Source organism: Roseateles sp. L2-2 (genome assembly GCF_050613215.1).
GTDB lineage: Bacteria > Pseudomonadota > Gammaproteobacteria > Burkholderiales > Burkholderiaceae_C > Roseateles > Roseateles noduli.
In genome coordinates, this window is the sequence record NZ_CP192509.1 from 1,592,176 (window position 1) to 1,617,708 (window position 25,533).

At 68.4% G+C, this 25,533-nt stretch carries 20 protein-coding genes; all 20 read left to right on the forward strand.

Annotated features, from left to right (window positions below):
* The first annotated feature begins 269 nt into the window (after positions 1–269).
* The 20 genes from ACQZ13_RS07305 to ACQZ13_RS07400 all read left to right on the forward strand — a co-directional run bounded on the left by ACQZ13_RS07305 (position 270) and on the right by ACQZ13_RS07400 (position 25,514).
* Positions 270–2,957 carry an RHS repeat domain-containing protein gene (locus ACQZ13_RS07305; protein WP_431050602.1) on the forward strand — a complete coding sequence of 896 codons (2,688 nt, stop codon included), beginning with the start codon at positions 270–272 and terminating at the stop codon, positions 2,955–2,957.
* A gap of 3 nt (positions 2,958–2,960) precedes the next feature.
* On the forward strand, positions 2,961–5,303 hold the full coding sequence (locus ACQZ13_RS07310; protein ID WP_431050604.1) for an RHS repeat domain-containing protein: 2,343 nt from the start codon (positions 2,961–2,963) through the stop codon (positions 5,301–5,303).
* Between the two features lie 149 nt (positions 5,304–5,452).
* Positions 5,453–5,716: a hypothetical protein gene (locus ACQZ13_RS07315; RefSeq protein WP_431050606.1), complete on the forward strand. Its 264-nt coding sequence runs from the start codon at positions 5,453–5,455 to the stop codon at positions 5,714–5,716.
* 555 nt (positions 5,717–6,271) lie between these two features.
* Complete coding sequence (locus ACQZ13_RS07320; RefSeq protein ID WP_431050608.1) at positions 6,272–7,342, forward strand: EpsD family peptidyl-prolyl cis-trans isomerase; 1,071 nt, start codon at positions 6,272–6,274, stop codon at positions 7,340–7,342.
* Positions 7,339–8,208 carry a polysaccharide export protein EpsE gene (gene epsE / locus ACQZ13_RS07325; RefSeq protein ID WP_088403155.1) on the forward strand — a complete coding sequence of 290 codons (870 nt, stop codon included), beginning with the start codon at positions 7,339–7,341 and terminating at the stop codon, positions 8,206–8,208. The genes ACQZ13_RS07320 and epsE overlap by 4 nt, the downstream gene beginning before the upstream one ends.
* 73 nt (positions 8,209–8,281) lie before the next feature.
* Positions 8,282–9,694, forward strand: coding sequence for a chain length determinant protein EpsF (gene epsF / locus ACQZ13_RS07330; protein WP_431050610.1), 1,413 nt, complete (start codon positions 8,282–8,284; stop codon positions 9,692–9,694).
* On the forward strand, positions 9,694–10,617 hold the full coding sequence (locus tag ACQZ13_RS07335; protein ID WP_431050612.1) for a polysaccharide biosynthesis tyrosine autokinase: 924 nt from the start codon (positions 9,694–9,696) through the stop codon (positions 10,615–10,617). The genes epsF and ACQZ13_RS07335 overlap by 1 nt, the downstream gene beginning before the upstream one ends.
* A gap of 140 nt (positions 10,618–10,757) precedes the next feature.
* Positions 10,758–11,681: an exosortase B gene (gene xrtB / locus ACQZ13_RS07340; protein ID WP_431050614.1), complete on the forward strand. Its 924-nt coding sequence runs from the start codon at positions 10,758–10,760 to the stop codon at positions 11,679–11,681.
* Positions 11,678–12,463 carry an exosortase C-terminal domain/associated protein EpsI gene (locus tag ACQZ13_RS07345; RefSeq protein WP_431050616.1) on the forward strand — a complete coding sequence of 262 codons (786 nt, stop codon included), beginning with the start codon at positions 11,678–11,680 and terminating at the stop codon, positions 12,461–12,463. Before xrtB ends, ACQZ13_RS07345 begins: the two co-directional genes overlap by 4 nt.
* Complete coding sequence (locus ACQZ13_RS07350; RefSeq protein WP_431050618.1) at positions 12,460–13,986, forward strand: O-antigen ligase family protein; 1,527 nt, start codon at positions 12,460–12,462, stop codon at positions 13,984–13,986. Before ACQZ13_RS07345 ends, ACQZ13_RS07350 begins: the two co-directional genes overlap by 4 nt.
* The gene (locus ACQZ13_RS07355) at positions 13,983–14,975 is read left to right on the forward strand and encodes an acyltransferase family protein (protein WP_431050620.1); all 993 of its coding nucleotides are present in this window, start codon (positions 13,983–13,985) and stop codon (positions 14,973–14,975) included. Before ACQZ13_RS07350 ends, ACQZ13_RS07355 begins: the two co-directional genes overlap by 4 nt.
* Before the next feature lie 19 nt (positions 14,976–14,994).
* Entirely contained in the window at positions 14,995–16,698 is a 1,704-nt protein-coding gene (locus tag ACQZ13_RS07360) for an Atrophin-1 multi-domain protein (protein WP_431050622.1), read from the forward strand.
* Positions 16,695–17,384: a serine acetyltransferase gene (locus ACQZ13_RS07365; protein ID WP_431050624.1), complete on the forward strand. Its 690-nt coding sequence runs from the start codon at positions 16,695–16,697 to the stop codon at positions 17,382–17,384. Before ACQZ13_RS07360 ends, ACQZ13_RS07365 begins: the two co-directional genes overlap by 4 nt.
* Positions 17,381–18,586, forward strand: coding sequence for a glycosyltransferase family 4 protein (locus ACQZ13_RS07370; protein WP_431050626.1), 1,206 nt, complete (start codon positions 17,381–17,383; stop codon positions 18,584–18,586). Before ACQZ13_RS07365 ends, ACQZ13_RS07370 begins: the two co-directional genes overlap by 4 nt.
* Positions 18,579–19,787 carry a glycosyltransferase family 2 protein gene (locus tag ACQZ13_RS07375; RefSeq protein WP_431050628.1) on the forward strand — a complete coding sequence of 403 codons (1,209 nt, stop codon included), beginning with the start codon at positions 18,579–18,581 and terminating at the stop codon, positions 19,785–19,787. The genes ACQZ13_RS07370 and ACQZ13_RS07375 overlap by 8 nt, the downstream gene beginning before the upstream one ends.
* A 16-nt stretch (positions 19,788–19,803) precedes the next feature.
* Positions 19,804–20,601 carry a WecB/TagA/CpsF family glycosyltransferase gene (locus ACQZ13_RS07380; protein ID WP_431050630.1) on the forward strand — a complete coding sequence of 266 codons (798 nt, stop codon included), beginning with the start codon at positions 19,804–19,806 and terminating at the stop codon, positions 20,599–20,601.
* Positions 20,602–20,642: 41 nt separating this feature from the next.
* Positions 20,643–21,869 (forward strand): acyltransferase family protein, encoded by a 1,227-nt coding sequence (locus ACQZ13_RS07385; protein WP_431050632.1) that lies wholly within the window; start codon positions 20,643–20,645, stop codon positions 21,867–21,869.
* An 11-nt stretch (positions 21,870–21,880) separates the two neighbouring features.
* Entirely contained in the window at positions 21,881–22,786 is a 906-nt protein-coding gene (locus ACQZ13_RS07390; protein WP_431050634.1) for a hypothetical protein, read from the forward strand.
* Between the two features lie 39 nt (positions 22,787–22,825).
* Complete coding sequence (locus ACQZ13_RS07395) at positions 22,826–24,286, forward strand: lipopolysaccharide biosynthesis protein (protein ID WP_431050636.1); 1,461 nt, start codon at positions 22,826–22,828, stop codon at positions 24,284–24,286.
* A 22-nt stretch (positions 24,287–24,308) separates the two neighbouring features.
* The gene (locus tag ACQZ13_RS07400) at positions 24,309–25,514 is read left to right on the forward strand and encodes a glycosyltransferase family 4 protein (protein WP_431050638.1); all 1,206 of its coding nucleotides are present in this window, start codon (positions 24,309–24,311) and stop codon (positions 25,512–25,514) included.
* Positions 25,515–25,533 lie beyond the last annotated feature (19 nt).

Consider the following 25,533-nt stretch of genomic DNA (forward strand, 5'->3'; position numbering starts at 1 on the left):
TGCGACACGCTGCGACGCGGTGAGCCACGGAGCGCAAGTCCTGACCCCGATGACCGTTCGGTGACTGGAATTCCTCCATCGGGGGGGAGTGTCTGAAGCAGGCCTTCGCGGCAGAATCCGCGCGTTCATTCACGGGGAGGACGTCGTCCACGCGCAAAGACGCGTGACGACGGCGAGGTCGGTGCGATGGGGTCATCGTGCCGGAGGCTGCCGCATGTCATGTCTTCCCCACCAGGTGCCGTTGTCGGTCCTGTATCGGGAAGGAAAACATGAGTCTCTTACGTGGTGCGCTCCGCACGTTCTTCGGCTTGCCGGGCCTGTTCATCTCGTCCTGGGGTGGCCGCGGCTGGCGCCTCGCATCAGCGCTGCTGTGCCTGGGCGCGCTGCTGATCGCGGCCCAGCCGGCGATGGCGCAGTACAACAAGCTGCCGAGCGTCAAATGGGAGGACGCGTCAATGACGTTCTACTACGCGGTCGGTCCGGACGGAGGATGTCCGTCGAACGGCGACTTCACCTCGGACGGCTTCTGCAGCTACAAGATCCGCGTGTACGGAACAGGCGCGGGAACGCCTGATGACACGCTGGCCCGCGCCCTGGCGTTCCGCGCGGGATATCTGAGCGGCAATCCGTTCGCGTGCTATTCGACGCCCACCTGGACTGCCCTCGGTTGCGAGGTCCAGCCCTACCTGAACAATGGCCTGGGGACCTGCAAGTCCAGATTCGAGACGACCTCCTTGCCGCCCGACGGTGGGAGTTGCACTGCGCCGGGCGGGGAGACGGTCAGCGTCACCAACTTCCTGTTCATCAAGAAGATCTGCCGCACGCCGGGAGGCACCACGGACGGCATCGACTACGACGGTGCCACCGGCGAATGCGTGTGTCGCAACGGGGTCTACGTCCCCCAGAGCGATCACTGCGAGCCGGTGCGCGACCGCACGATCGCCAAGCCGTGTGACGCCTGCGCGGGCAATCCGATCTTTCCTGCGCAGGGGCTGAAGTCGCAGTCGCTGGCCGTGGGCTGGCAGCCGTGGACGGGCTTGAACCTGACCTACAGCACCTTCACCAAGCTGCCCTACGCCGCGGGGTCGACGCGCTACCTGCGCGGGGATCCACCGACCTTCGGGCCGATGTGGACAGCCAGCGTGGACAAATCGTTGAATTTCTCGTCGAGCGGCAACGCGGTGCTCATCAACGCTGCGCGCGGCGGCGGCAACTGGACCAGCTTCCAGAACGTGGGCGGGGACATCTCGCCCGTCGGCGGGGAGATCCAGGACCGGCTGACCGCGACGCCGCAGGGTTATCGCTATCGCGACGCCGACCGCATGACGCTGGAGGACTACGACTCGCGCGGGCAACTGCTCAAGATCACCGCGCTGGACGGACGCAGCCTGACGGTGACGCGCACCGACGTGGCCACGGTCACGGCGACGGCGCAGGACGTCGGACTGCCACTGTCGCTGACGGACCACTTCGGGCGTCGCTGGTCGTTCGAATACGTCCTGGTGGGGGCGGACCAGAACTCTCGCGTGGGCGCGATCGTCGATCCGGGTCTGGGACGCACGGTGTTGCAGTACGGCGCCAACGATCAGATCGGACGCATCGAGTGGTCGGACGCCACTGCGCAGCAGTTCCTGTACGAGCGCAGCGACCTGCCGTGGGCGCTGACCGGCTACAACGACGAGAACAACGTGCGTGCCGGCACCTATGGCTACGACGCGGCGGGTCGGGCGATTTCGACGCAGCGCGCGCTGGGGCTGGATGCGTATTCGGTGACCTGGACCAGTCCGCCTGAGATGAAGGTGTCGGAGTGGTACGACCCGACGGCGAGCGTGGTCTGGCGCGACCACGTGCTGCAGCCGGCGCAGGGCGTGTCGCTGCTGCAGCCCAACGGTCAGACGCAGGTGCTGGAGTCGGCGAGTGCGTTCGGCACGGCGAAGTGGATCACCAAGGCGCAGGTGGCGGGCGCGGGCAGCCCGGCGGCGACTTCGCAGCGCGCGCTCGACGCCAACCTCAACGTGACGCGGCTGGACGATTTCAACGGCAACCGCAGCTGCATGAGCTACGACACGACGCGCAACCTGGAGACCTCGCGCGTGGAAGGGCTGGCGACGTCGGCGGATTGCGCGGCGGCGCAAGGCGCGGTGCCGACCGGTGCGCGCAAGGTCAGCACGCAGTGGCACCCGGATTGGTCGCTGGCGGTGAAGACCGCGGAGCCGCGAGTGATCACGTCGCTGGTCTACAACGGCCAGCCGGATCCGTTCAACGGCGGCACGGTGGCGAGCTGCGCGCCGACCGACGCGTTGCTGCCCGATGGCAAGCCGATCGTCGTGCTGTGCAAGCGCGTGGAGCAGGCGACGACCGATGAGACCGGCGCGCTGGGATTCGCGGCGACGCTGCAGTCCGGGGTGGCGGCACGCACGGCGAGCTGGACCTACAACGCGGTGGGTCAGGTGTTGACGGCAAAGGATTCGACAGGCCGGACGACAGTGACCAACGAGTACTACGCTGACGCGACCACGGAACATGCCAAGGGAGATCTCAAGTCCTCCAGGAACGCCGTGGGGCACATCACCAGCTATTCGAAGTACGACGCCTACGGCAACGTGTTGGAAATGACGGACGCCAACAACGTCCTGACCACCTTCGTCTACGACCTACGTCAGCGTCTCAAGTCCGTGACCACGGCGGGTGTGACGATGAGTTATTCGTACTTGCCCACCGGCCCGCTCCAGCGCGTCGATCAGCCGGACGGCAGCTTCGTGAGCTACGAGTACGACGACGCACGTCGACTTGTTGCCGTGTCGGACAACCTGAACAACCGCGTGGACTACACGCTGGACGCTTCGGGGAACCGCACCCAGGAGCGCACGAAGGATCCGCAGGGCCTTCTGAAGCGGACGATGAGCCGCACCTACGACGCGCTCAATCGCGCGCAGCAGACGACGGGGAGGGAGTAAGCCATGAACCGCATCAAGACGGATTCGAAGCGCCGTAGCGGACTCGCGCCGTTCGCGGCTGCGTTCATCGCAGTGAGCGGGATGACCGGCGTGGCCGCGTCGATCGCGCATGCGGCCACGTTGCCACCGCCGCCGGTCTCTCCGGCGCCAGTGACCGACTACGAGTACGACGCCAAGGGCAATCCGACCAAGGTCATCAAGGCCAAGGGGGTGACGGGCTTCGGCTTCGCGACGACCAACGCGTACGACGCGCTGGACCGGGTCAAGACCAGCACCGACGCCCGCAACGGCGTGACCAAGCTGGGGTACGACGGCATCGATCAGCTCAAGCAGGTCACGGATCCCCGCAACCTGGTGACCACCTACCAGCGCAACGGGTTGGCCGATCTCACGCAGCTCGTCAGCCCCGACACGGGCACAGCCAACAGCACCTTCGACACCAACGGCAATTTGCTCACGCGCACGGACAGCCGCAACGTGCTGGGCACGTACGCCTACGACGATCTCAACCGCCTGACCTCGCTGATCTACACGCAGAGCGGCCAGACGGCGCTGAACTACGGCTGGACCTACGACCAGACGGGTGGTGAGTTCACCAACGGCGTTGGCCGCCTCACGACGGCCACGAGTCCGGCGGGCAACACCAAGTACGGCTACGACGCTTTCGGGCGCGTGACCGCGGTGATCCAGACGGTGGGCACGGCGGTGCACACCACGCGCTACACCTACGACGTCGCCGGCCACATCACCAGCGTCACCTATCCGTCCAAGCGGGTGGTGAGCTACCAGTGGAGCAACGGGCAGCTCGTGGGCATCAGCGTCGCCAAGGATGCGGTGAGCGCGGCACAGCCGCTCATCAGCAACATCCAGTGGGAGCCCTTCGGAGGAGTGCGCAGCTGGCAGATGCACCTGACCAGCGGGACGAAGCTGCAGGAGCGCGTCTTCGACCAGTACGGTCGCTTGGTCCGTTATCCACTCGGCGCGGTGGTGCGCGACATCACCTACGACGCGGCTGACCGCATCGTCAGCTACACGCACCTGGACGCGACGACGGGCCAGGTCACGGCGGCAACGCAGGCGATGAACCAGAGCTTCGGCTACGACGAACTGGGCCGTCTGACGAGCATCGTCACGCCGGCCAACTCGTGGTCGATCGGCTACGACGCCAACGGCAACCGGACGAGCTTCACGCAGAACGGCGCGGCGCGCACGTACACGACGCCGGCCACGAGCAACCGGCTGACTAGCGTGAGCAACCCGTCGCGCAACCTGGGCTACGACGCGGCGGGCAATACGCTGACCGACACGGGCCAGGCCTACACGACGACCTACCGGCTGGACAACCGGATGGGGACGCTGACCAAGAACGGCGTCACGCTGACCTACCGCTACGACGCGGGCGGACAGCGGGTGCACAAGGAGCACAGCCAGGGGATGCGGTACTTCGCGTACGACCTCGACGGCAAGATGCTCGGCGAGTACAACGCGACGTCGCCGGTGCACGAGTTCGTGTGGCTGGGCGACATGCCGGTGGCGGTGATGACCGGGTCGGGCCCGGAGCCGAGCATCCTGTATGTCTACGCGGACCACCTGAATGCGCCGCGGGTGCTGATCGACAAGGCGGATGCGCTGCGGTGGCGGTGGATGAGCGAGCCGTTCGGGACGGCGACGCCGGAGCAGGCGCCGGCGGGGCTGGCGCAAGTGGTCTTCAACCTGCGCTTCCCCGGCCAGTTCTTCGACAGCGAGTCAGGGCTGTATTACAACTACTTCCGGGACTACGACCCGACGTTGGGGAGGTATGCTCAATCCGATCCTATCGGACTGCGTGGCGGTAGTTTCTCGACCTATGCATATGTCTCCAATGCGCCTGTCGTTTTTGTAGATCCTACTGGGCTCGAGAAGATAATCTTGCTGCCGCCCGACGACCCGAACTATCCTGCTGCGCTGAATGCGCCAGATGATCCCGACGTTTGCCTCGTGATTTCTCATGGAGGACCGGGTTCCGTGAACCACATGGATGCTAAAAGGCTGAATAAAGAGTTGACGCGTCGAGGCTGTAGCCCTAAGCAGCCTGTGAAGCTTGATGCTTGCCGCACAGGCGAAGGCGAGAACTCGATTGCTGAACAACTTGCCAAGCTGCGTCGAGGAATTGTTAGAGCTCCTGACGATAGAACTTGGACCAGTGAAGGCGGAATGTCCAACCCCGTTCCAATGCCGCCAGTCAGTCTTGATCCGAAGTCTGATTGGAATAGGGTGCCAAATGTGTTCGCGCCAGGCTCGTGGAGAGAATTTGGTCCAAAGGGACCTATTAACTATCCTAAGCCCAACTTCACCCCAGGGTATTAAGCATGAAGTCATCCCTAGTCCTTTCATTGGTTGTGATGCTTGTTGTGGGATGTTCCCGATCCAGCGTCGAACAAACGGCTAGTACGTTGACAACCGGAGTAACGGTCGCCGAGGTCGAGGCGTGTAGTTCGGCAGAATCCACGCAACGCATGAAAATCGAGAAGTCGAATGATGGGTACAGCGTCTCTGCTGTTGCCGCCCTTCAGTGCGAAGCAGCGAAGCCGTCGCCGTTTCTCTCGACCACCGTCGATCGAAAAGCCACTCTGGTGCTGGGCCGTGATCATGGCAAGTCGGGATCGGGATGTGAATGCTTTCAGCGACTGAAGATTTCAATCCAAGGGAGGCTTGAGCCAGGCGATACGTTGTACCTGCTGAATGATTACCAGGTAATTGGGCACGCAGTTGTTCCGTGACTGCGCTGAGAACAGGCGTCAATGCGAGCTACGGACGCCCCTTCCAAACATTTCCCGCGTTGTGGCCACCCTGACTCCATGAGGCAATGACCTCGTCGAAAGGTGCCCCATTGCTCCAACCGCCTTGGCTTGAGGGCTACCTCAGAGTTCAACGTGTTGGGTGCTCAATCAGGCCGGGATGGCCTGACGGTCAACAGGTGGAATCAAGTCTTCCGAACCTGAGAGTGGGTCGATGCGCGCATTGGGGGCGGACGTCGTACGACGGGGCCCGCATAGGCGTTTGATTTTCGGACTCAAAGCTCGCTAAGCAGCACCTCGCGCGACTCACTTCGGCGTGCCTGGCGTCCTCGTTCCGCCTCGTCTGCTGACGGCTTTTTCAAGCCGTTGCAATGAGCCTTCGGAATGCCATCCGGACGCTGTCTTTACAGCGCGCATCCCCCTTGTTCATGGGGTCTGCGCCCGCCTGGAGCACGGACCCAGGACCCATTCTTGCTATGGACCCCTGCGAACCCGGGATGGGGGCTTCCAAGCCCGCCGGAACGGGTAAGTTCAGTCATGGTGCAGGGCTACACTCGCCGCTCGCGTACGCGTAGAGCACCCCAAAAGGGGCCGCCGGACAGACACAACATCAAGGTCGACACCATGCTTGCGATGAGGACTCGGGATCACGGAATTCAAGCGCGACGGGCCACTCCGGCCCTCGCCGTCACCACGGCCGTCCTGGCCGCCGTGCTGCTCACCGCCTGCGGCGGCGGCAGCGGCGCCAAGGCCTCGCAGACCGCGGCCAAGGTGAACAAGGAAGAGATCACCGTCCACCAGATCAACTTCGTCCTGCAGCGCCAGCCCAACGTCAAACCCGAACAGGTCGACGCCGCCTCGCGCCAGATCCTCGAACGCCTGATCGACCAGGAACTGGCCGTCCAGAAAGCCCAGGACCTCAAGCTCGATCGCGATCCGCGCGTGGTGCAACAGATCGAAACCGCCAAGCGCGAGATCATCGCCCGGGCCTATGCTGACCATCTGGGCGAGACGGCCAGCAAGCCGACCGACCAGGAAATCAGGCAGTACTACAACGACAAGCCGGCACTTTTTGCCGAGCGTCGCATCTACAACTTGCAGGAAATCAACATCGAGGCCAAGCCGGATCAGTTCGAAGCGATCCGCGCCAAGCTCCAGGGCGCCAAGACCCTCCCCGAATTCCTCGAAGCGCTCAAGACCGACAACTTCAAGTTCGTCGGCTCCCAGGTGGTGCGCTCCGCCGAGCAGATCCCCCTCAACAACCTCGACGCGATCTCGCGCCTCAAGGACGGCCAGTTCATCATGAACGGCCAGCCCAACGGCCTCACCGTGCTGTTCCTCGCCGGCTCGCAGCGCCAGCCCGCCACCGAGGCGCAGGCCCGTCCGTCCATCGAGATGTTCCTCCTGAACCAGCGCCGCTCGGAGCTGGTCGCCAAGGACATCAAGTCGATGCGCGACAACGCCAAGATCGAATACGTCGGCAAGTTCGCCGAAGCCGCCTCCGCGCCGGCCTCGTCCACGCCGACCTCCGACACCGCCGCCAGCGCCGCCCCCATGGCCGCGCCGGCGGACTCCAGTTCAACTCCCAAGGGCCAAGGCATCCAATGAAGCTCCTGCGTCGCCTCTCCATCCTCGCCATCGCCGCGCCAGTCCTGCTGGCCGCGGCACTGTCCACCAGCGCGCTCGCGCAGACCGCCACGCGTCCGGCCGCCACGCCGGCCCCGGTCGGCCTGTCCACCGGCGGCGCCGCGGAATACCGGCTCGGATCGGGCGACGCCATCAAGATCAGCGTCTTCCAGAACCCGGACATGACGCTCGAGTCGCGCGTGTCCGAAGCCGGCACCATCAGCTTCCCGCTGCTGGGCGTCGTCAAGATCGGCGGCCTGTCGATCAGCGAAGCGGAAGCCCGCATCGCCGACGGCCTGAAGAAGGGCAACTTCGTCAAGCAGCCGCAGGTCACCATCCTGGTGCTGAAGGTTACCGGCAATCAGGCCAGCGTGCTGGGCCAGGTCAACCAGCCGGGCCGCTACCCGCTGGAAGTCGCCGACACCCGCCTGACCGACCTGCTGGCCAACGCCCGCGGCGTGGCGCCCTCCGGCGGCGACCTGCTGGTGCTGACCGGCCAGCGCGCCGGCAAACCCTTCCGCATCGAAGTCGACCTGCCCACGCTGTTCGGACCGAACGGCCGCGAGCAGGACGTGGTGGTCCTCAACGGCGACGTGCTGTGGGTCGACCGCTTCCCCATGATCTACATCTACGGCGAAGTCCAGAAGCCCGGCCAGATCCGCCTGGAGCGCGGCATGACCGTGCTGCAGGGCCTGGCCGCCGGCGGCGGTCTGACGCTGCGCGGCACCGAGCGCGGCATCCGCATCCATCGCAAGGACGGCAACGGCAAGGTCCAGGAAGTGAAGCCGGCCATGGACGAGTCGCTCAAGGACGGCGACGTGATCTTCGTCCGCGAGAGCCTGTTCTGACCCGTTCCGAGTTTTTCCCGATCCTGTCCTCGCGCAGTAACCCCGGGCCTCGCGCCCGGCGAAGGAGTGCATGGTGACGCCCAGCAAATTGTTGTCGATCATCCTGGCCCGCTGGCAGCTCGTGCTGCTGGTGGTGCTGGTGACCACCGTGACGGCGCTCGGCGTCAGCCTCGTGCTGCCCAAGCGCTATCTGGCCAGCGCCTCGGTCGTCGTGGACGCCAAGCCTGACCCCGTCTCGGCGCTGATCTATCCCGGCATGGCCTCGCCGGCCTACATGAACACGCAGGTCGACGTGATCGCCAGCGACCGCGTGGCCCTGCGCGTCGTGCGCGACCTGCGCCTGACCGAGCAGCCCGAGCTGCGCGAGCAGTGGCAGGCCCAGGGCGCCGAGGGCAGCATGGAGCAGTGGGTCGCCGCCTTCCTGCAGTCCGCCATGGAGGTCAAGCCCTCCAAGGAAAGCAACGTGCTGGTGGTGACCTACCGCTCGCCGTCGCCCCAGATCGCCGCGCAGATGGCCAACGCCTTCGTCAAGGCCTACATCGCCACGACGCTGGACCTGCGCGTCGAACCCGCGCGCCAGTACGCCGGCTACTTCGACCAGCAGGCCAAGGCCGCGCTGGACCGCCTGGAGCAGGCCCGCGGCAAGCTCTCCGCCTATGAGCGCGAGCACGGCATCCTGGCCACCGACGAACGCCTGGACGTCGAGAACGCCCGCCTGAACGAGCTGTCCTCGCAGCTGGTGGCGCTGTCCTCCATCGCGACCGAGTCGCGCAGCCGCTCCGGCCAGGCCTCGCGCGGCGGCGACCAGCTGCCGGACGTGCTCGCCAACCCGGTGGTCTCGCAGCTCAAGGCCGACGTCAGCCGCGCCGAAGCCAACCTGCAGCAGCTCAGCACCCGCTACGGCGACAACCACCCGCAGGTGATCGAGGCCAAGGCCTCGGTGGCCGACACCCGCTCCAAGCTGAACGCGGAAATCCGCCGCGTCACCGGCTCCGTCGCGGTGACCAGCAACATCAACAGCGCGCGCGAGGCCGAGACTCGCGCGCAGATGGAGGCGCAGCGCGCCAAGGTGATCAAGCTCAAGGAAGCGCGCGACGAGGCCGGCGGCCTGATGCGCGAGGTCGAGAGCGCCCAGCGCGCCTACGAGAACATCACCACGCGCCTGACCCAGACCAACCTGGAAAGCCAGTCCACGCAGAGCAACGTGAACCTGCTCGCCGAGGCGACCCCGCCGCTGCGGCCCGCGTCGCCGCGCGTGGCGTTGAACACCGCGCTGGCCTTCGTGGTCGGCCTGGTGCTGGCGGTCGGCATCGCGCTGCTGCTGGAACTGCGCGACCGCAAGGTGCGCGACGCCGACGACGTCATGGCCGTGCTGCCGCTGCCGATGCTGGGCGTGCTGCCCGCGCCGGGCAAGCGCGCGCAGCTGCCCTCCGCCGAACGGCGCCTGCTGGGGAACAACCCCCGCCCCAGTCGAGGAGCCGCCTGATGTCGGATCTGAAGGAACCCATTCCCCTGGCTCACAGCAAACCCGTGGACGGACCTCTCAACAAAACCCCCGGCAGCGGCGCCGGCGTGCACGACCGCTCGATCGGCGCGATCATCGCCGAGACCCGCAACCTCAGCGCCGACCAGGTCGAGCGCGTGCTGCAGTACCAGCGCGAGCGCGGCATCCGCTTCGGCGAAGCCGCCGTGGCGCTGGGCTACGCGAACGCCGAGGACGTGCTGGAGGCGCTGTCCAAGCAGTTCCACTACCCGTACACCCCGAACGAGCGCAAGGCCCGCAGCCCCGAGCTGGTGGCGCTGAACCAGCCGTTCTCGTCGCAGGCGGAAGTCTTCCGCGCGATCCGCAGCCAGATCACGATGCGGCTGTACCGCGAGGGCGATTCGCGCCGCGCGCTGGCCGTCATCAGCCCCGACACGCTGGACGGCAAGAGCTACTTCACCGCCAACCTGGCGGTGACGCTGGCGCAGCTGGGCGGCCGCACGCTGCTGGTGGACGCGGACCTGCGCCGCCCGCGCCAGCACGAGATCTTCGACGTCAACAACCAGGCCGGCCTGTCCTCGATCCTGTCGGGACGCAGCGAGCCGCGCGTGATCCAGCAGGTGGAAGGGCTCAACAGCCTGTTCATCCTGCCGGTCGGCGCGGTGCCGCCCAACCCGGTGGAGTTGCTGGAACGTCCCGCGTTCGGCATGCTGATGCGCGAGCTGGCCGGCAAGTTCGACCACGTGCTGGTGGACACCTCCGCCAGCCGCTACGGCGCTGACGCGGCCATCGTCGCGTCGCGCTGCGGCGCGGCGCTGGTGCTGGCGCGCCAGAACCAGTCGCGGGTGAGCGCGCTGCAGGATCTCACCGACAGCCTGGACGGCGTTTCCACCACCCTGGTGGGCACCGTCATGAACCAATACTGACACCGGATACCGGGCGAGACATCACAGCGGCCGACAGAGCCGCGAACATCGACAGGTTCGATGCTTCGAAGAATGAGGCAAGGCCGCGAGGCCCTGCCGCCGCATGTCCGGAACCATCAGCAGGGATCGCAGTGAACGCCATGACGCAAGATGTCCTTCCCGGCGCGACGGGCCGCCCGGGCGCGGCTTTCTGGGCCGCGAACCGGGTCGCGCTGATCGCGCTCGCGATCGGCCTGGTCGCCATGTACGCGCCGACCATCGTCGACTTCCTGCGCGGCCCGTGGCGCGGCGACCGCAACTCCCACGGCCCCATCGTGCTGGCGCTGTCGGCCTGGTACTTCTACTTCCAGACCCGGCGCATGGCGCGCCAGGGCAAGCCCTTCCGCGCCCGGCCCGCGCCGGTGGCCGGCTGGACGCTGGTCGCGCTGGGACTGGCCGCCTATGTGCTGGGCCGCTCGCAGTCCATCGCGGTGCTGGAGATGGGCTCCATGATGCCGGTGCTGCTGGGCCTGGCGCTGGTGCTGCTCGGCCCCGAGATCGCGCGCCGCTACGGCTTCGCCTTCTTCCTGCTGCTGTTCGCCGTCCCGCTGCCGGCGTCCATCGTCGACGTCATCACCCAGCCCATGAAGCTGGCCGCCTCCTGGGGCGCCGAGCACCTGATGTACGCGCTGGGCTACCCGATCGCGCGGGCCGGCGTGATCCTGCAGATCGGCCCCTACCAGCTGATGGTCGCGGACGCCTGCGCGGGCCTGAATTCGCTGTTCACGCTCGAGGCCCTCGGCCTGCTCTACATGAACGTCGTGCGCCATGAATCGGTGTTCCGCAACATCGCGCTGGCGCTGCTGATCGTGCCCATCTCCTACTGCTCCAACTTGATCCGCATCCTGATCCTGGCCCTGCTGACCTACCACCTGGGCGACGACGTCGGCCAGGGCTTCATGCACGAGTTCTCCGGCATGGCGCTGTTCCTGATCGCGCTGATGCTGATCGTCGGCGTCGACGGCCTGCTGCGCGGCCTGTCGCTGCGCTGGAACCGCCTGCGCGGCACGGAGGCCGCACGATGAGCTCGCCGACGTCTCAGATCCCGCCGATGGCGCCCTCGAAGGGCACGCCGCCCAAGCCGACCGGGGAAACTCCTTCCGGCGAGGCGCTGCCGCGCTTCTCGCGCCGCACCTGCCTCACCGGCGCCGCGCTGATGGGCGTGGCGGCGGTCGGCGCGTGGCTGGCCACGCCGCGGCTGCAGGCCGTCACCGGCGCGCCCAACCTGGACGCCGTCGTGCCCAAGGCCTTCGGCGACTGGCGCGTGATCGCCGACTCGACCGCGCAGGTCGACGTGTCCCAAGGCGTGGAGACGGTGCTGGAGCAGCCCTACGACCAGACGGTGATGCGCACCTACGCCAACAGCCGCGGCGAGCAGGTGATGCTCGCGCTGGCCTGGGGCGAGCGCCAGCGCCAGGACGTCAAGGTGCACCGGCCCGAGGTCTGCTACCCCGCGCAGGGCTATGCCGTGCGCGTCAACGAGGCGGGCCGTCCCATCGCCACCGACGGCCGCGCGCTGCCGGTGCCCACGACGCAGCTGCTGGCCGAGAGCCGCGGCGGCGGCTTCGAGGCGGTGCGCTACTGGATCCGCATCGGCGACAGCTACGGCGGCGACGGCCTGGCCGCGCGCTGGTACATCCTCAACGAAGGCCTGGCGGGGCGCATCCCCGACGGCATCCTGGTGCGCGCGTCGCAACGCATGGCGCAGGCCTCCGCGGCCGTGGCGTCGCAGGCGCTGATGGAGCGTTTCCTGGCCGAGCTGGTGGCGTCCGTCCCGGCGTCGGCGCGCGGGATGCTGGTCCGATGAGCACGATGGGCACGCTGAGTACGACGGGCACGAAGGCCACGAAGGGGTCGAAGGGCAAGGGCCTGAACCCCTACGGCAACGAGCGCCGCCGGCGCCTGCCGGAGTGGCGCACGCTGCTGTGGGCGCTGGTGATCGCCGGCGGCTGCATGTTCCTCGGCCTGGTGTGCGTGGTCATGGGCGACATGGTGGCGCAGAAGCCGGTGTTCTTCGTGGTGCTGCCGGTGGCGCTGATCGTGGCCTTCATGTTCCTGGCCAATCCGAAGTCGCTGCTGCTGACCATCATCCTGCTGCGAGCCATCGGCAACCCGGTGCTGGAGGAGGCGCGCTTCGCCAGCTTCGGCGGCCTGGGCGGGCTGGTGAACCTGGCGGTCATCCTGCTTGCCGTGGTGTTCTGGATGCGCGAGCCGCGCCGCATCCCGCGCGTGGCCTGGATGGTGTGGGTGCCCTTCATCGCGATGCAGGCGGTGGGGCTGCTGTACTCGCCGGACCGGCTGCCGGAGCTGCGCACCTTCCTGGGCACGCTCAGCACCATGGCGATGTTCGTGGTGGCCTTCTACGTCGTGGACGACTGGACCTCCTTCGACCGCATCCTCAAGCTGGTGATCTGGTCCTCGGTGCCGGTGGCGATCTACACGCTGATCGCGATCGCGCGCGGCGACGTGCACATCACCAACGACGCGGCCGCGATGGGCCGCTACAAGGGCCCGTTCTCGCATCCCAACATCCTGGCCTTCTACCTGGTGCTGATGCAGGGCGTGCTGCTCTACCTGTGGAAGAACGCCCGCACGGTGGCCAACTCGACCACCGCCCAGCGCCTGGCGATGGCCTTCTACCTGCTGATCCTGCTGGCGCTGCTGGCGGCGACCAAGACCCGCAGCGCGTGGATGGCCGCCGGCGCGATGTTCTTCCTGTACGGGCTGCTGTTCGAGCGCCGCTTCCTGCTCTATCTGCTGCTGGTGCCGCTGCTGGCGCTGCTGGTGCCCGACATCCGCGACCGCGTGCTCGACATCGGGCAGGGCAACGTGGTGGTGCAGTACGCCAAGCTGAACTCCTTCACCTGGCGCCGCGTGCTGTGGGAGGACGCCCTGGCGTGGATGGCGCCGGCCCGCTACGCCTTCGGCTACGGCTCGGGCGGCTTCTTCTTCAACTCGCCGACCTTCTTCAGCCTGAGCGGCGGCATGACCACCGGCGCGCACAGCGTGGCGGTGCAGATGCTGTTCGACGTCGGTTTCGTCGGCCTGGCCGCCTATTACTGGAAGTACTGGCGCGCGGCGCAGATCTTCTGGCGCTTCCGCCGCGAGGACGCGCTGCTGTCGGCGATGTTCATCGCGCTGCTGATCGGCTACGTGGTGGTCTCGCTGTCCGACAACATGCTGAGCTACCTCGTCTTCAACTGGTTCTTCTGGTTCGTCATGGGCGCGGGTTGCGCCATCGTCTGCCATGAGAAGGCCGACATCGGGCGCAGGCCGCGGCGCGTCGTGCGCCGCGTGGCGCGACCGTGGGCGGTGACGGAGCCGGCATGAGCAGCGCCGGCGCCCGTTCCCCGGTCCTGGACGGCGTGCGCGGACTGAGCATCGTGACCGTGCTGGTCGCGCACCTGCTGCCGCTCAACGCCATCAGCCCGCGGCTCAACGAATCGGCCGGCATGCTGGGCATGGCGCTGTTCTTCGTGCTGTCGGGCTACTTCATCGGCAAGCAGGTGCTGATCCACGTGCACCCGCTGGAGTTCGTCGCCAAGCGGCTGCTGCGCATCCTGCCGCTGGCCTGGCTGGTGGCGGTGGTGGTCGCGGCGCTCTGGCACTTCCCGCCGGCGGCGCTGGCCTCGCACCTGCTGTTCTACGCCAACCTCAGCGACGCCGGCATGCGCGTGCCGCTGGACCACTTCTGGAGCCTGTGCGTCGAGCTGCAGTTCTACGCGCTGGCCACGCTGCTGCTGTTCTTCCGGCCCGCCGTGGCGCGTGTCGTGATCCCGGTGCTGCTGGTGGCGGTCACGACCTACCGCGTCTACATGAGCGGCTACAGCGGCAGCATCACCTGGTACCGCATCGACGACATCCTGGCGGGCTTCGTGCTGGCGATCCTGCTGCATTCGCCGAGCCGGCGCGAGGCGCTCGCGTTCTTCGAACGGCCCGTCGTGCTGTGGGGCGCCGCGGCCTTGCTCTGCCTGGCCTGCTACAACGTGGACGGCAACATCGCCTCGTTCGTGCGGCCCTATGCGGTGCTGGTGCTCACCGGCGCGCTGATGAACCAGCCGCGATCGGCGCCGTCGGTGTTCCTGTCACGCCCGTTCTGGGCCTATCTCGCGGCCGTGTCCTTCGCGGTCTACGTGCTGCACGTGCCGCTGGAGCACACCTGGCTGGGCTCCGGCGATGTCACCGAAAAGTACCTCAAGCGGCCGCTGCTGCTCGGGGCCGTTTTCCTGCTCGCGCATCTGTCGACGTTTTACTTCGAGCGACACTTTATTGCGATGGGCCACCGAGTGAGGATGTCCAATGCGGTTCGTAGTACTTGAGGCTGGACGGATGACGTCGATGCTCACAATCCGTTCCGTCACCTTCCGCGCCATCTCCTGCCTGCTGTCCGGCGCGTTCGTCGTTGCCGCGGGCGCCACGGCGACTGCGGCCGTCGCCGCGCCGCAGGCGGCGGAGCGCGGCGCCAGGGCCGATGCCTCCGAGAAGAACGACCCGCAGGCGCGTGCCGTGCGCCAGCTGCGCTTCGGCACGCCGGATCGTCCCTTCGCGGCGGACTCGCCGTGGAACGCGCGCCCGATCGGCGTGACGCTGGGCACCGACGAGATCCCGAAGGCGAAGAACTACCCGACGCTGGAAGACGGCAAGTGGTCGACCGGCGTGTTCGTCGCGTCGCCCGACGACAAGCCGGTGACGGTGCTGCCGCTGCCGGGCCGCAAGGGCATCTGGGATCCGGACGCCGAGGCGATGCGCGACCAGATCACCATCCCGCGCTGGCCCGCCGGCGTCGAGCCCGCGAGCGCGGCCGACGGCCACGGCGACATCGTCGATCCGGTGGACCGCGTGATCCATTCCTTCAACGTGCTGCGCTTCATCGATGGCCAGTGGCGCGCCGACCAGTACGCGTGGACCAAGCTCGACGGCCGCGGCTGGGGCGAGCCGGGCCACTACTTCCAGGGCGCGCGCGCCGCGGCGGTCCCGACCATGGGCGGCCTGGTGCGCGCGAAGGAGATCGACGACAACGACGAGGTGTTCCGCCACGCGCTGGCGATGTCGCTGACGCACACGGGCCTGTCGCCCGATCCGGCCTACATCTATCCCGCGACCTCCGCTGATACCGGCGCGAAGTCCAACACCGGCAAGGTGCCGCAGGGCGCGCTGATGATGCTGCCGCCGGACTTCGACACCGAGCGCATCAAGGACGCGCTGCTGCGCAAGGTCGCGCGCACGCTGAAGGTCTACGGCGCGTACGTCGTGGATCGCAACGTCGAGACGCCCTACGTCATCTACGTCGAGATGGGCGCCAACAAGTCGCTGATGAAGCGCGGCTGGCATCCCGAGTTCGCGTACGAGCTGGACCGCGTGCGCGCCGGCCTGCGCCAGGTGATGTCGGTGGATCGCTGGGTCGACGGCAACGGCAAGCCGATGTCGATGGAGGCGCCGCAGAACCGGTTCTCGCTGCGCGGCCCGTGGAAGCGCAGCGGCGGTGGCAGCGACGCGGCGATGAAGTCGATGGCGAACGCGCCCAGCGGCACGGCTGCCGCGGCGGGCGGCGATCGTGCGGGCGCAGGCTTCGACACGCGCCGACAGGCGGTCGTGTTCCCGGCAGGCGAGGGCGTGACGGTGCTGGTCAACGATTCCGGCCGCAGCCTGCAGCCGGTCAACTGGGCGAAGCCCGAGGCCGGCAAGCGCTACAAGCTGACCGCGACCGCCACCGGCGGCGCGAAGCTCCAATTGCAACTGCTTGATGCAGGCCGACGCACGACGCTGTTCGACAGCGGCGAGCTGGCCGACGGCGCGAGCAAGACCTTCGAATGGCCTGAAGGGCAGGGCGCCGTGCGCGTGACCGTGCGCAGCGGCCCGGGGCCGGGCGAGTCGTCGGTGGGCGGGGCGCTGGTGCCCGTCGAGGCGGAGAACGCGAAGGACGGCTCGAAGGACAACGCGTCGGACAAGTCGGACAAGTCGGAGAAATCGGACAAGTCCGACAAGTCGGACCGGACGCGCGCGAAGACGCAGGACAAGGCGTCCCCGGGGAGCGCCCGATGACGCTGCGCGCGCACCGCGACCCGGACTGGGCCGCCGACGTCGCCCGCTGGGGCCTGGGCCGCATGCCGCTGCGCGAGCAGTCGATGTGGGCGCTCTGGGTCTACCGCTACGGCCGCCGCGTGGACGCGGCGCCGGCGGGCTTCGGTCAGAAGCTGCATCGCAAGTTCCACCTGCTGCTGCACACGGTTGTCGAAACGCTGACCGGCATCAGCCTGCCCAAGCAGACGCGCATCGGCCCCGGCCTGCGGATCTGGCACTTCGGCGGCATCTTCGTGAATCCGGGCACCGTGATCGGTGCCGGCTGCACGCTGCGTCAAGGCGTGACGCTGGGCAACCGCGTCGACGGCGGCCCGTGTCCGGTGCTGGAGGACGGCGTCGAGCTGGGCGCGTATGCGCAGGTGCTCGGCGGCGTGCGGCTGGGCGCCGGTTGCAAGGTCGGCGCGATGAGCGTCGTGCTGCAGGATGTGCCGGCCGGCGCGACGGCCGTCGGCAATCCGGCACGCATCCTGCATAAAACGCCGGCCGGATCCACGGTGGATGCGGCGTCGTCGCCGATGCCTGCCGAGCACGTTGCCGGGAACGATGCTTGCCCTCGCGACGAGGTCCCCGGCAGCGATGCCGGCCAGAACAAGAACAAGCTTCCGGCCCCCATGCATGGTCAGGAGTCTGGGAGTTTGACCCTTTGAAGATCGCCTACCTCGTCAACCACTATCCGAAGGTCAGCCACACGTTCATCCGCCGCGAGATCCTCGCGCTGGAGAAGCAGGGCCAGGACGTCCTGCGCGTCGCGGTGCGCGGCTGGGACGATCCCGCGCCCGATGCGCAGGACCAGGCGGAGAAGTCCCGCACGCACTACCTGCTGCGCGGCGGCGCCGCGGCGCTGGGCGGCGCGCTGGTCCGCGAGGCGCTTCGCGCGCCCGGACGTTTCTTCGGCGCGCTCAAGCTCGCACTGCGCATGGGCCGTCGCGCCGACCGGCCGCTGCCGCTGCACCTCGTCTACCTCGCCGAAGCCTGCGTCGCCATCAAGCTGATGCGCGAGGCCGGCGTCACGCACGTGCACGCGCACTTCGGCACCAACTCGACCGAGGTCGCGATGCTGCTGCACGCGCTCGGCGGTCCGGGCTACAGCTTCACCGTCCATGGTCCCGAGGAATTCGACAAGCCCGAGTTCCTGCACCTCGGCGAGAAGATGCGCCGCGCGCGCTTCGTCGTGGCGATCACGTCCTTCTGCCGCAGCCAGCTGTTCCGCTGGGTCGAGCGCGCGCACTGGGCCAAGGTGCAGGTGGTGCACTGCGGCCTGGAGCCGGGCTTCCACGCCGGCGCGGACACGCCGCCGACGGGCAACCGCCTTCTGGCCATCGGCCGTCTCGCCGAGCAGAAGGGCCACCTGCTGCTGATCGAGGCCGCCGCGCTCGTCGCCCAGCACCGTCCCGATTTCGAGCTGGTGCTCGCCGGCGACGGCGAGCTGCGTCCCGCGATCGAAGCGCGCATCGCCGAGCTCGGGCTGCAGCGCACGGTGCGCATCACCGGCTGGATCGGCAGCGACCAGGTCCGCGCCGAGCTGATGGCCGCGCGCGCGCTGGTGCTGGCCAGCTTCGCCGAAGGCCTGCCCGTCGTCGCGATGGAGGCGATGGCGCTGGGCCGTCCGGTGGTGAGCACCTCCATCGCCGGCATTCCCGAATTGATCGTGCCGGGCACGCACGGCTGGCTGGTGCCGGCCGGCGACGCGCAGGCGCTGGCCGACGCGATGCGCGAGTGCCTCGATTGCGACGACGCGCGCCTGGCCCAGATGGCCGAGGCCGCCCGCACCCGCGTGCTCGCGCGCCACGACGTGGACACGGAGGCCACGCGTCTGCTCCGTCTCTTCAGCGAGTACGCCCATGCTTGACCTCGTGCTGACCGTGATCCACGTGCTGCTGATCCTGGGCACGCTGCTGCTGGCCTTGCCCGCGGCGCTGCTGCTGACGCAGGTCGTGCTGGCGATGAAACGCCCGGAACCGCTGCCGCAGGAGCCGCGTCCCGCCCGCATCGCCGCGCTGATCCCGGCCCACGACGAAGGCCACGGCGTGCGCGCGACCATCATGCAGACGCTGTCGCAGCTGGGCCCGGACGACCGCGTCCTGGTCGTGGCCGACAACTGCAGCGACGACACGGCCGAGCAGGCCCGCATGGTCGGCGCGGAAGTGGTCGAGCGCTCCGACGCGGAACGCCGCGGCAAGGGCTGGGCGCTGGACTTCGGCGTGCGCCACCTGGAGATGCTGGCGCTGCGCGAGGGGCATGCGCCCGACGTCGTCATCGTGCTGGACGCCGACTGCGTGCTGTCGCCGGGACTGATCCCGCGTCTGGCCGGTCTGGCGCAGGCGCACGGCCGGCCGGTGCAGGCCAGCTACCTGATGAGCGCGCCCACGGACGGTCTCAAGGCCCGCGTGGCCGAGTTCGCGATGCGCGTGAAGAACCTGGCGCGCTCGCGCGGCATGTTCCGCCTTGGCCTGCCGTGCCAGCTGCTGGGCACCGGCATGGCCTTCCCATGGGCGGTGGCGCTGCGCGCGCCGCTGGCCAGCGGGCATCTGGCCGAGGACATGCAGCTGGGCGTGCGTCTGGCCAGCGAGGACACGCCGCCGCTGTTCTGCGAGGACGTGCTGGTGACCAGCGTCTTCGCCGCCAGCCAGGAAGGCGAGCGCAGCCAGCGCACCCGCTGGGAGCACGGCCACCTGTCGCTGCTGGTGGGCGAGGGCCCCAAGCTGCTGTGGGACGCGCTGCGTCGCGGCCGCTTCGCGCAGGCGATGCTGGTGATGGACATGCTGGTGCCGCCGCTGGCGCTGCTGGCCGGCCTGCTGGTCGTGGCCACGTTCGTGCAGGCCGTGTGGGCGCTGGCCACCGGTCTGACGGCGGGATTCGTCATCGCGCTGCTGGGCGTGCTCGCGCTGGTCACGGCCATCTTCGCGGCGCGGCATCGTTTCGCGGACGACCTGATCGGCCTGGGCGAGCTGCTCAAGGCGCCGATGTACGTCCTGGCCAAGCTCCCGATCTACATCAGCTTCGTCGTGCGCCGCCAGACCGAATGGGTGCGCACCAGGCGCGACCACTGATGCGCCGGAACGCACCATGACGGACACCGACACCACCCTTCACGCTCGGCCTGGCGCGACCTGGATCGACCGCTGGCGCGCCATCATGGATGCGCTGACGGTGGTCGAGGATGAGCGCGCCGTCGACGACGGCCTGCTGCGCGATTTCACCGGCGTGCTGCGCCCGCGCGTGGTGGCCTTCGTCAACGCGCATGCGATGAACTCGGCGGCGACCGACGCCGGCTTCGCCGCGGCGGTGGCCGACGCCGACTGGGTGCTGCGCGACGGCTCCGGCATGAAGATGCTGATGAACCGCCTGGGCCGCGCGCCCGGCCTGAACCTGAACGGCACCGACCTCATTCCGCGCGTCATCGCCCGTTACGCCGGGCGTCGCATCCTGCTGCTCGGCACCCGCGATCCGCAGCTGTCCCTCGCCGCCGCGAAGATCCGCGACGAGCTCGCGCCGGGATCGACCGTCGACGCGCTTGACGGCTTCCGCGCGCCGGACGTCTACGTCGAGCAGGCACTCGCCTTCGCGCCCGACCTGATCGTGCTGGGCATGGGCATGCCCAAGCAGGAGCAGGTCGCGCAGCTGCTGCGCCAGGCGATGCACCGTCCCTGCCTGATCGTCTGCGGCGGCGCGATCCTCGATTTCCTGGGCGGCGGCGCGACGCGCGCGCCCGCCTGGATGCGCAGCCTCGGCATCGAGTGGCTGTACCGCCTGGCGCGCGAACCGCGCCGGCTGTTCAAGCGCTACGTGCTCGGCAATCCCCTGTTCCTGGCGCGCGCCCGGCGATATGCCGCGGCGACCGCCGACCAGCGCTCGTCAGCCTGACATGCCAGCGACGCCCCTCGCCCGTTCCGGAGGTACTTCCCATGTCCCAGACTGAACCCCAGGCTGGATCCCAGCCTGCACCCATCGTGCACGCCAATCCGCGCCAGCAGCACGTCATCGCGATCGACCTGGTGCGCTTCATCGCCGCGGTGCTGGTGCTGTTCTCGCATCTGGCCTTCAGCATCGGCGACCGGCCCGACAGCCGGCCCTACGAGCTCAGCGGCGGCACCTTCTCGCAGGCCATGATCCCCTGGCTGTCCTTCTACGGCTGGATCGGGGTGCAGGTGTTCTTCGTGATCTCGGGCATCGTGATCGCGTACTCGGCGCGCGGCGCCACGCCCTACGCCTTCCTGCGCAGCCGCGTGGTGCGCCTGGTGCCGGCGGCCTGGATCTGCTCGACGCTGACGCTGGCCGTGCTGGCCTGGCATTACAGCGGCTTCACCACCGACCTGATGCGCGGCTACCGCCACAGCATGCTGTTCATGCCCTGGTACCCGTGGATCGACAACGTCTTCTGGACGCTGGGCGTGGAGATCTTCTTCTACGCCTCCGTGGGCGTGCTGATCTGGCGCGGCAAGGAGAAGGCCATCGATACGCTGGCCGCCGCGCTGGGCTGGATCTGCCTGGCCTACTGGGTCGCCTACAGCCTGGGCCAGAGCGGCGCGGTGCCGGCGCTGGCGGTGCTGCACAAGACGCTGCCCTACCTGGTGGAACGCGTGCTGGAGCTGCTGCTGGTCAAGCACGGGGCCTTCTTCGCCGCGGGCATCTTCATCTGGGCGGTGCTGATCGACCGCCAGAAGCGGCCGTCCTGGGCGACGCTGATCGCGATCGCTGTCGCCTGCGTGGTGCAGATCTACTGGACCAACGTCGACGCCAACGGCCCGCGCACCAACCCGTGGTGGCCGGCGCTGGCGATCTGGGTGGTCAGCCTGGCCGTGATCTTGCTTGGCATCCGGCACAACGCGGCCTGGCGGTCGAGCAAGTCGCTGGTGAGCCTGCTGCGCGTGCTGGGCCTGATGACCTACCCGCTGTATCTGGTGCACCAGAACATCGGCGCCGTCGTGATGGGCATCATGCGTCGCGCGGGCATCGAGCCCTGGATGACGCTGTTGCTCGCCAGCGTCGTGGTGCTGCTGCTGAGCTGGCTGGTGGTGACCTACGCGGAGCCGGTGGTCAAGCGCTGGGTCGGCGGCGTGATGGACCTGGTCCGGCTGCGGCTGACGGGCGTGCGCCCGGCCACGGACGCGGCCCGTAGTTCCAAAGGATGAGGTTCCCGTTGATGGACATCGATCTGCTGATCTCGAAGATCCACCGCAAGCTGGTCTACAAGTTCGCGCCGCGGCTCGTGCCGGGGCAGGTGAAGGCGCTGCAGCGCCTCAATGAAACGAGCACCGAGTCCATCCTGGCCCCGGGCGGCCCGGTGGTCTCGCTGACGACCTACGGCCCGCGCATCGACACGGTGCACCTGACGATCGAGAGCATCGGTCGCGGCCAGCTCAAGCCCTCGCGCCTGACGCTGTGGCTGGACGACGAGCGCCGCTTCAAGGACCTGCCCGAAGGTCTGCGCCGCCTGCAGGCGCGCGGACTGGAAGTCCACCTCACGGACAACCTCGGCCCGCACACGAAGTACTACCCGTACGTCGCCTCCAAGCCGCATCACGAGGTGCCGCTGGTGACCGCGGACGACGACATCGTCTATCCGCGCTGGTGGCTGCGCCGGTTGTGGAACGCCTACCGCGCCGAGCCGGACCAGATCAGCTGCTACCGCGCACACGTCGTGGCGCTGGAGGACGCGGCCAAGAACACGTCCAAGGACGAAGCGGTCATCCGGCCGTATCGCGACTGGCCGCCCTGCGGCAGCCGCGAGCCGCGCTGGCGCCACTTCGCGACCGGCGTGTCGGGCGTGATCTATCCGCCTCGCTTCCTGGACTTCATGCACGCGCAGGGCGACGCCTTCAAGGCCGTCTGCCCGAAGGCGGACGACATCTGGCTGCATGCGATGGCGCTGCGCGCCGGCCTGCGGGTGCGCCAGCTCGGCCGCCTGCCGCGCTACTTCGAAGGCCTGCCCGGCACGCACGACCAGGGCCTGGTGCACTTCAACAGCTTCAACGGCGGCAACGACCGCCAGATCGCCGCGACCTACGTCGCGTCCGACCTGCGCAAGATGGCGGAGGAGCCGGCCTGAGCCGGACCTTCGCCGAGACCCGGAACCCGGAACGCACGCGTGTCCATCCTCAACAACATCAAGTGGGCGGCCTTCTCGCAGCTGGCCCGCATCGGCTCGCAGATCGCCAGCGTCACGCTGCTGGCGCGGCTGCTGTCGCCGTCGGACTACGGCCTGCTGGCGATCGCGGCGATCTTCACCAACTTCGCGATGCTGTTCCGCGACTTCGGCACCGGCTCGGCGCTGATCCAGCGCGAGACGCTGACCGACGGCCTCAAGGCCTCGGTGTTCTGGCTCAACATGGCGCTGGGCGGCCTGATCTGCCTGACGCTGATGGCCGCGTCCCCGGCGGTCGCGCACTTCTACAACGCACCGACCCTCGTGCCGGTGCTGTGCCTGATGGCGCTGTCCTTCCCGGTGGCCTGCAGCAGCATCGTGCACCAGTCGCTGCTGGAGCGGGCCTCGCAGTTCAAGCGCATCGCGGCGGTGGAGAGCGTCGCCGTGGTGCTGGCGCTGCTGGCGGCAGTCGCCGCCGCGCTGGCCGGCTGGGGCGTGTACGCGCTGGTGGCCCAGACGCTGGTCGCCGCGACCGTGCAGGGCGCGATGCTTTGGGCGATGTCGGACTGGCGGCCGGGCTGGCGCCCGCGCTGGGACGGCCTGCGCGAGATCTCGCGCTACAGCGGCAACGTGTCGGCCTTCCAGTTCGTCAACTACTTCGCCCGCAACGCCGACAGCTTCATCATCGGCAAGGTGCTGGGCTCGGCCGTGCTGGGCCTGTACAGCGTGGCCTACCGGCTGATGCTGTTCCCGGTGCAGAACATCAGCCACGTGGTCGCGCGCGCGGTCTTCCCGCTGCTCACGCAGGCGCACCAGCAGGGCGGCAAGGGCCAGATGGCCGACGTCTACCTGCGCTCGCTCAGCGTCATCACCTTCGGCACGGCGCCGGTGATGGCCGCGCTGTGGTTCTTCCGCGATCCGACCGTGGCCGTGGTCTTCGGCGCCAAGTGGGCCGGCGCGGAGACGCTGCTGGCCTGGCTCGCGCCGACCGGCTTCATCCAGTCGGTGCTGAGCACCTCGGGCAGCGCCTTCCTCGCCACCGGCCACGCCGGGCTGATGCTGCGCTACGGCGTGATCGGCTCGGTGCTGCAGGTCGCATCCTTCGCCATCGGCATCCATTACGGCGTGGTCGGGCTGACGCAGGCCTACCTGATCGCCACGGTGCTCAACCTGCTGCTGACCATGATCGCGGTGCTGCGCCTGCTGGAGACCGGCCTGCCGCAGCTGCTGCGCGCCGTCGGCTTCCAGGTGCTGGCCGCGGTCACCGCCGGCGTGCTGGTCTGGGGCGGCGACCGCTGGATCTTCGGCCCCGCGACGGCGGGCGGCCATGAAGGCCTGTGGCGCCTGGCCGCGCAGTACGCGCTCTTCGGCGCCTGCTACCTCGGCGTCATGGCCGTGCTGGCGCCGCAGAAGATGGCCTCGGTGAAGGCGCTGTTCCGCAACAAGCTGTCCCGTGCGTCCTGAGACGCCACATGGAACGACTCCGATGACTGCTTCCCTGACCACCGAATCCCAGGCCACCGCCTCGGCCGCGAACGGCGCGATCCTGATGGTGTGCTTCACCTTCCCGCCGGAGTTCGGCGGCGCCATCGTGCAGGCGCTGCGCCTGGGCGCGGAGCTGCAGACGCGCGGCTGCGAAGTGGCCTTCCTCGCCGACAACGGCGACGGCCCCGACGGCGACCTGCGCCACGAGTCTTTCGACCTCTACCGCCGCCGCACCTTCACCGCCGCGCGCTCCAACCTGCGCAAGCTGATCTGGACGCTGCGCATCGTGCTGTTCGCGCTGGCGCATCCGAAGTTCCGCGTCTTCCACTTCCATTCGGTGCAGGGGCCGGAGCTGCTGGCCATGCCGGTGCTGAAGTGGCTGGGCCGCAAGACCATCGTCAAGCTGACGCTGGCGGAGTCCGACGACCCCGCCACGCTGACCAACCGCCGCCTGATGGGCAAGCTGTACCGCGCCTGCCTGGGCTCGGTGCACCGCTACATCGCGATCTCGCCCAGCCTCAAGCGCATGGCCTGCAGCGTCGGCGTGGCGCCGGAGCGCGTGCTGCTGGTCGCCAACGGTGTCGAGACCGACCGCTACTACCTGCCCATGCCCGACGAGGTCGCGAAGGCGCGTCGCGCGCTGGACATCCCCGACGGCGTGCCGGTGCTGGCGACCATCGGCGCGGTCGAGCACCGCAAGGGCTACGACCTGCTGATCGCGGCCTTCGAGACGATCCGGCGGGAGCGCCCCGACGCGGTGCTGCTGATCATCGGCCCGGGCAACGACGACAAGAACCCGTTCCACGTCCAGCTGCAGCAGTTCATGAAGGACCGCGGCATCGGTGGCGTGCGTTTCCTGGGTCGCCGCGACGACATCCACGACATCCTGCGCGCGGTCGACCTGTTCGCGTTCTGCTCGCGCCAGGAAGGCTTCGGCACCGCCATCGTCGAGGCGATGTGCGCAGGCCTGGCCGTGGCGGTGATGGACATCCCCGAGATCACCGGCTGGATCGTCGGCGAGCGCCCGGACGCGGTGAACACGCCGTCGCGCGATCCGGAGGAGTTCGCGCGGCTGTGCCTGCACCTGCTGTCGCAGCGCACGCCGGCCTCGTCGGCCGCGCTGGCGGAGAGCGCGCGGCAGGACTTCGGCATGTCCGCCATCGGCAACACCTACGAGGCCCTGTATGCCGAACTCTGCAGAGCTTGATCGACCTTCCCCGCCTTCC

Excerpts from the sequence above, each read along its gene's own strand:
- ACQZ13_RS07305 (WP_431050602.1), top strand. The coding sequence starts at position 270 with ATGAGTCTCTTACGTGGTGCGCTCCGCACGTTCTTCGGCTTGCCGGGC.
- ACQZ13_RS07310 (WP_431050604.1), top strand. The coding sequence starts at position 2,961 with ATGAACCGCATCAAGACGGATTCGAAGCGCCGTAGCGGACTCGCGCCG.
- ACQZ13_RS07315 (WP_431050606.1), top strand. The coding sequence starts at position 5,453 with ATGAAAATCGAGAAGTCGAATGATGGGTACAGCGTCTCTGCTGTTGCC.
- ACQZ13_RS07320 (WP_431050608.1), top strand. The coding sequence starts at position 6,272 with ATGGTGCAGGGCTACACTCGCCGCTCGCGTACGCGTAGAGCACCCCAA.
- epsE (WP_088403155.1), top strand. The coding sequence starts at position 7,339 with ATGAAGCTCCTGCGTCGCCTCTCCATCCTCGCCATCGCCGCGCCAGTC.
- ACQZ13_RS07335 (WP_431050612.1), top strand. The coding sequence starts at position 9,694 with ATGTCGGATCTGAAGGAACCCATTCCCCTGGCTCACAGCAAACCCGTG.
- xrtB (WP_431050614.1), top strand. The coding sequence starts at position 10,758 with ATGACGCAAGATGTCCTTCCCGGCGCGACGGGCCGCCCGGGCGCGGCT.
- ACQZ13_RS07345 (WP_431050616.1), top strand. The coding sequence starts at position 11,678 with ATGAGCTCGCCGACGTCTCAGATCCCGCCGATGGCGCCCTCGAAGGGC.
- ACQZ13_RS07350 (WP_431050618.1), top strand. The coding sequence starts at position 12,460 with ATGAGCACGATGGGCACGCTGAGTACGACGGGCACGAAGGCCACGAAG.
- ACQZ13_RS07355 (WP_431050620.1), top strand. The coding sequence starts at position 13,983 with ATGAGCAGCGCCGGCGCCCGTTCCCCGGTCCTGGACGGCGTGCGCGGA.
- ACQZ13_RS07360 (WP_431050622.1), top strand. The coding sequence starts at position 14,995 with ATGCTCACAATCCGTTCCGTCACCTTCCGCGCCATCTCCTGCCTGCTG.
- ACQZ13_RS07365 (WP_431050624.1), top strand. The coding sequence starts at position 16,695 with ATGACGCTGCGCGCGCACCGCGACCCGGACTGGGCCGCCGACGTCGCC.
- ACQZ13_RS07375 (WP_431050628.1), top strand. The coding sequence starts at position 18,579 with ATGCTTGACCTCGTGCTGACCGTGATCCACGTGCTGCTGATCCTGGGC.
- ACQZ13_RS07380 (WP_431050630.1), top strand. The coding sequence starts at position 19,804 with ATGACGGACACCGACACCACCCTTCACGCTCGGCCTGGCGCGACCTGG.
- ACQZ13_RS07385 (WP_431050632.1), top strand. The coding sequence starts at position 20,643 with ATGTCCCAGACTGAACCCCAGGCTGGATCCCAGCCTGCACCCATCGTG.
- ACQZ13_RS07390 (WP_431050634.1), top strand. The coding sequence starts at position 21,881 with ATGGACATCGATCTGCTGATCTCGAAGATCCACCGCAAGCTGGTCTAC.
- ACQZ13_RS07400 (WP_431050638.1), top strand. The coding sequence starts at position 24,309 with ATGACTGCTTCCCTGACCACCGAATCCCAGGCCACCGCCTCGGCCGCG.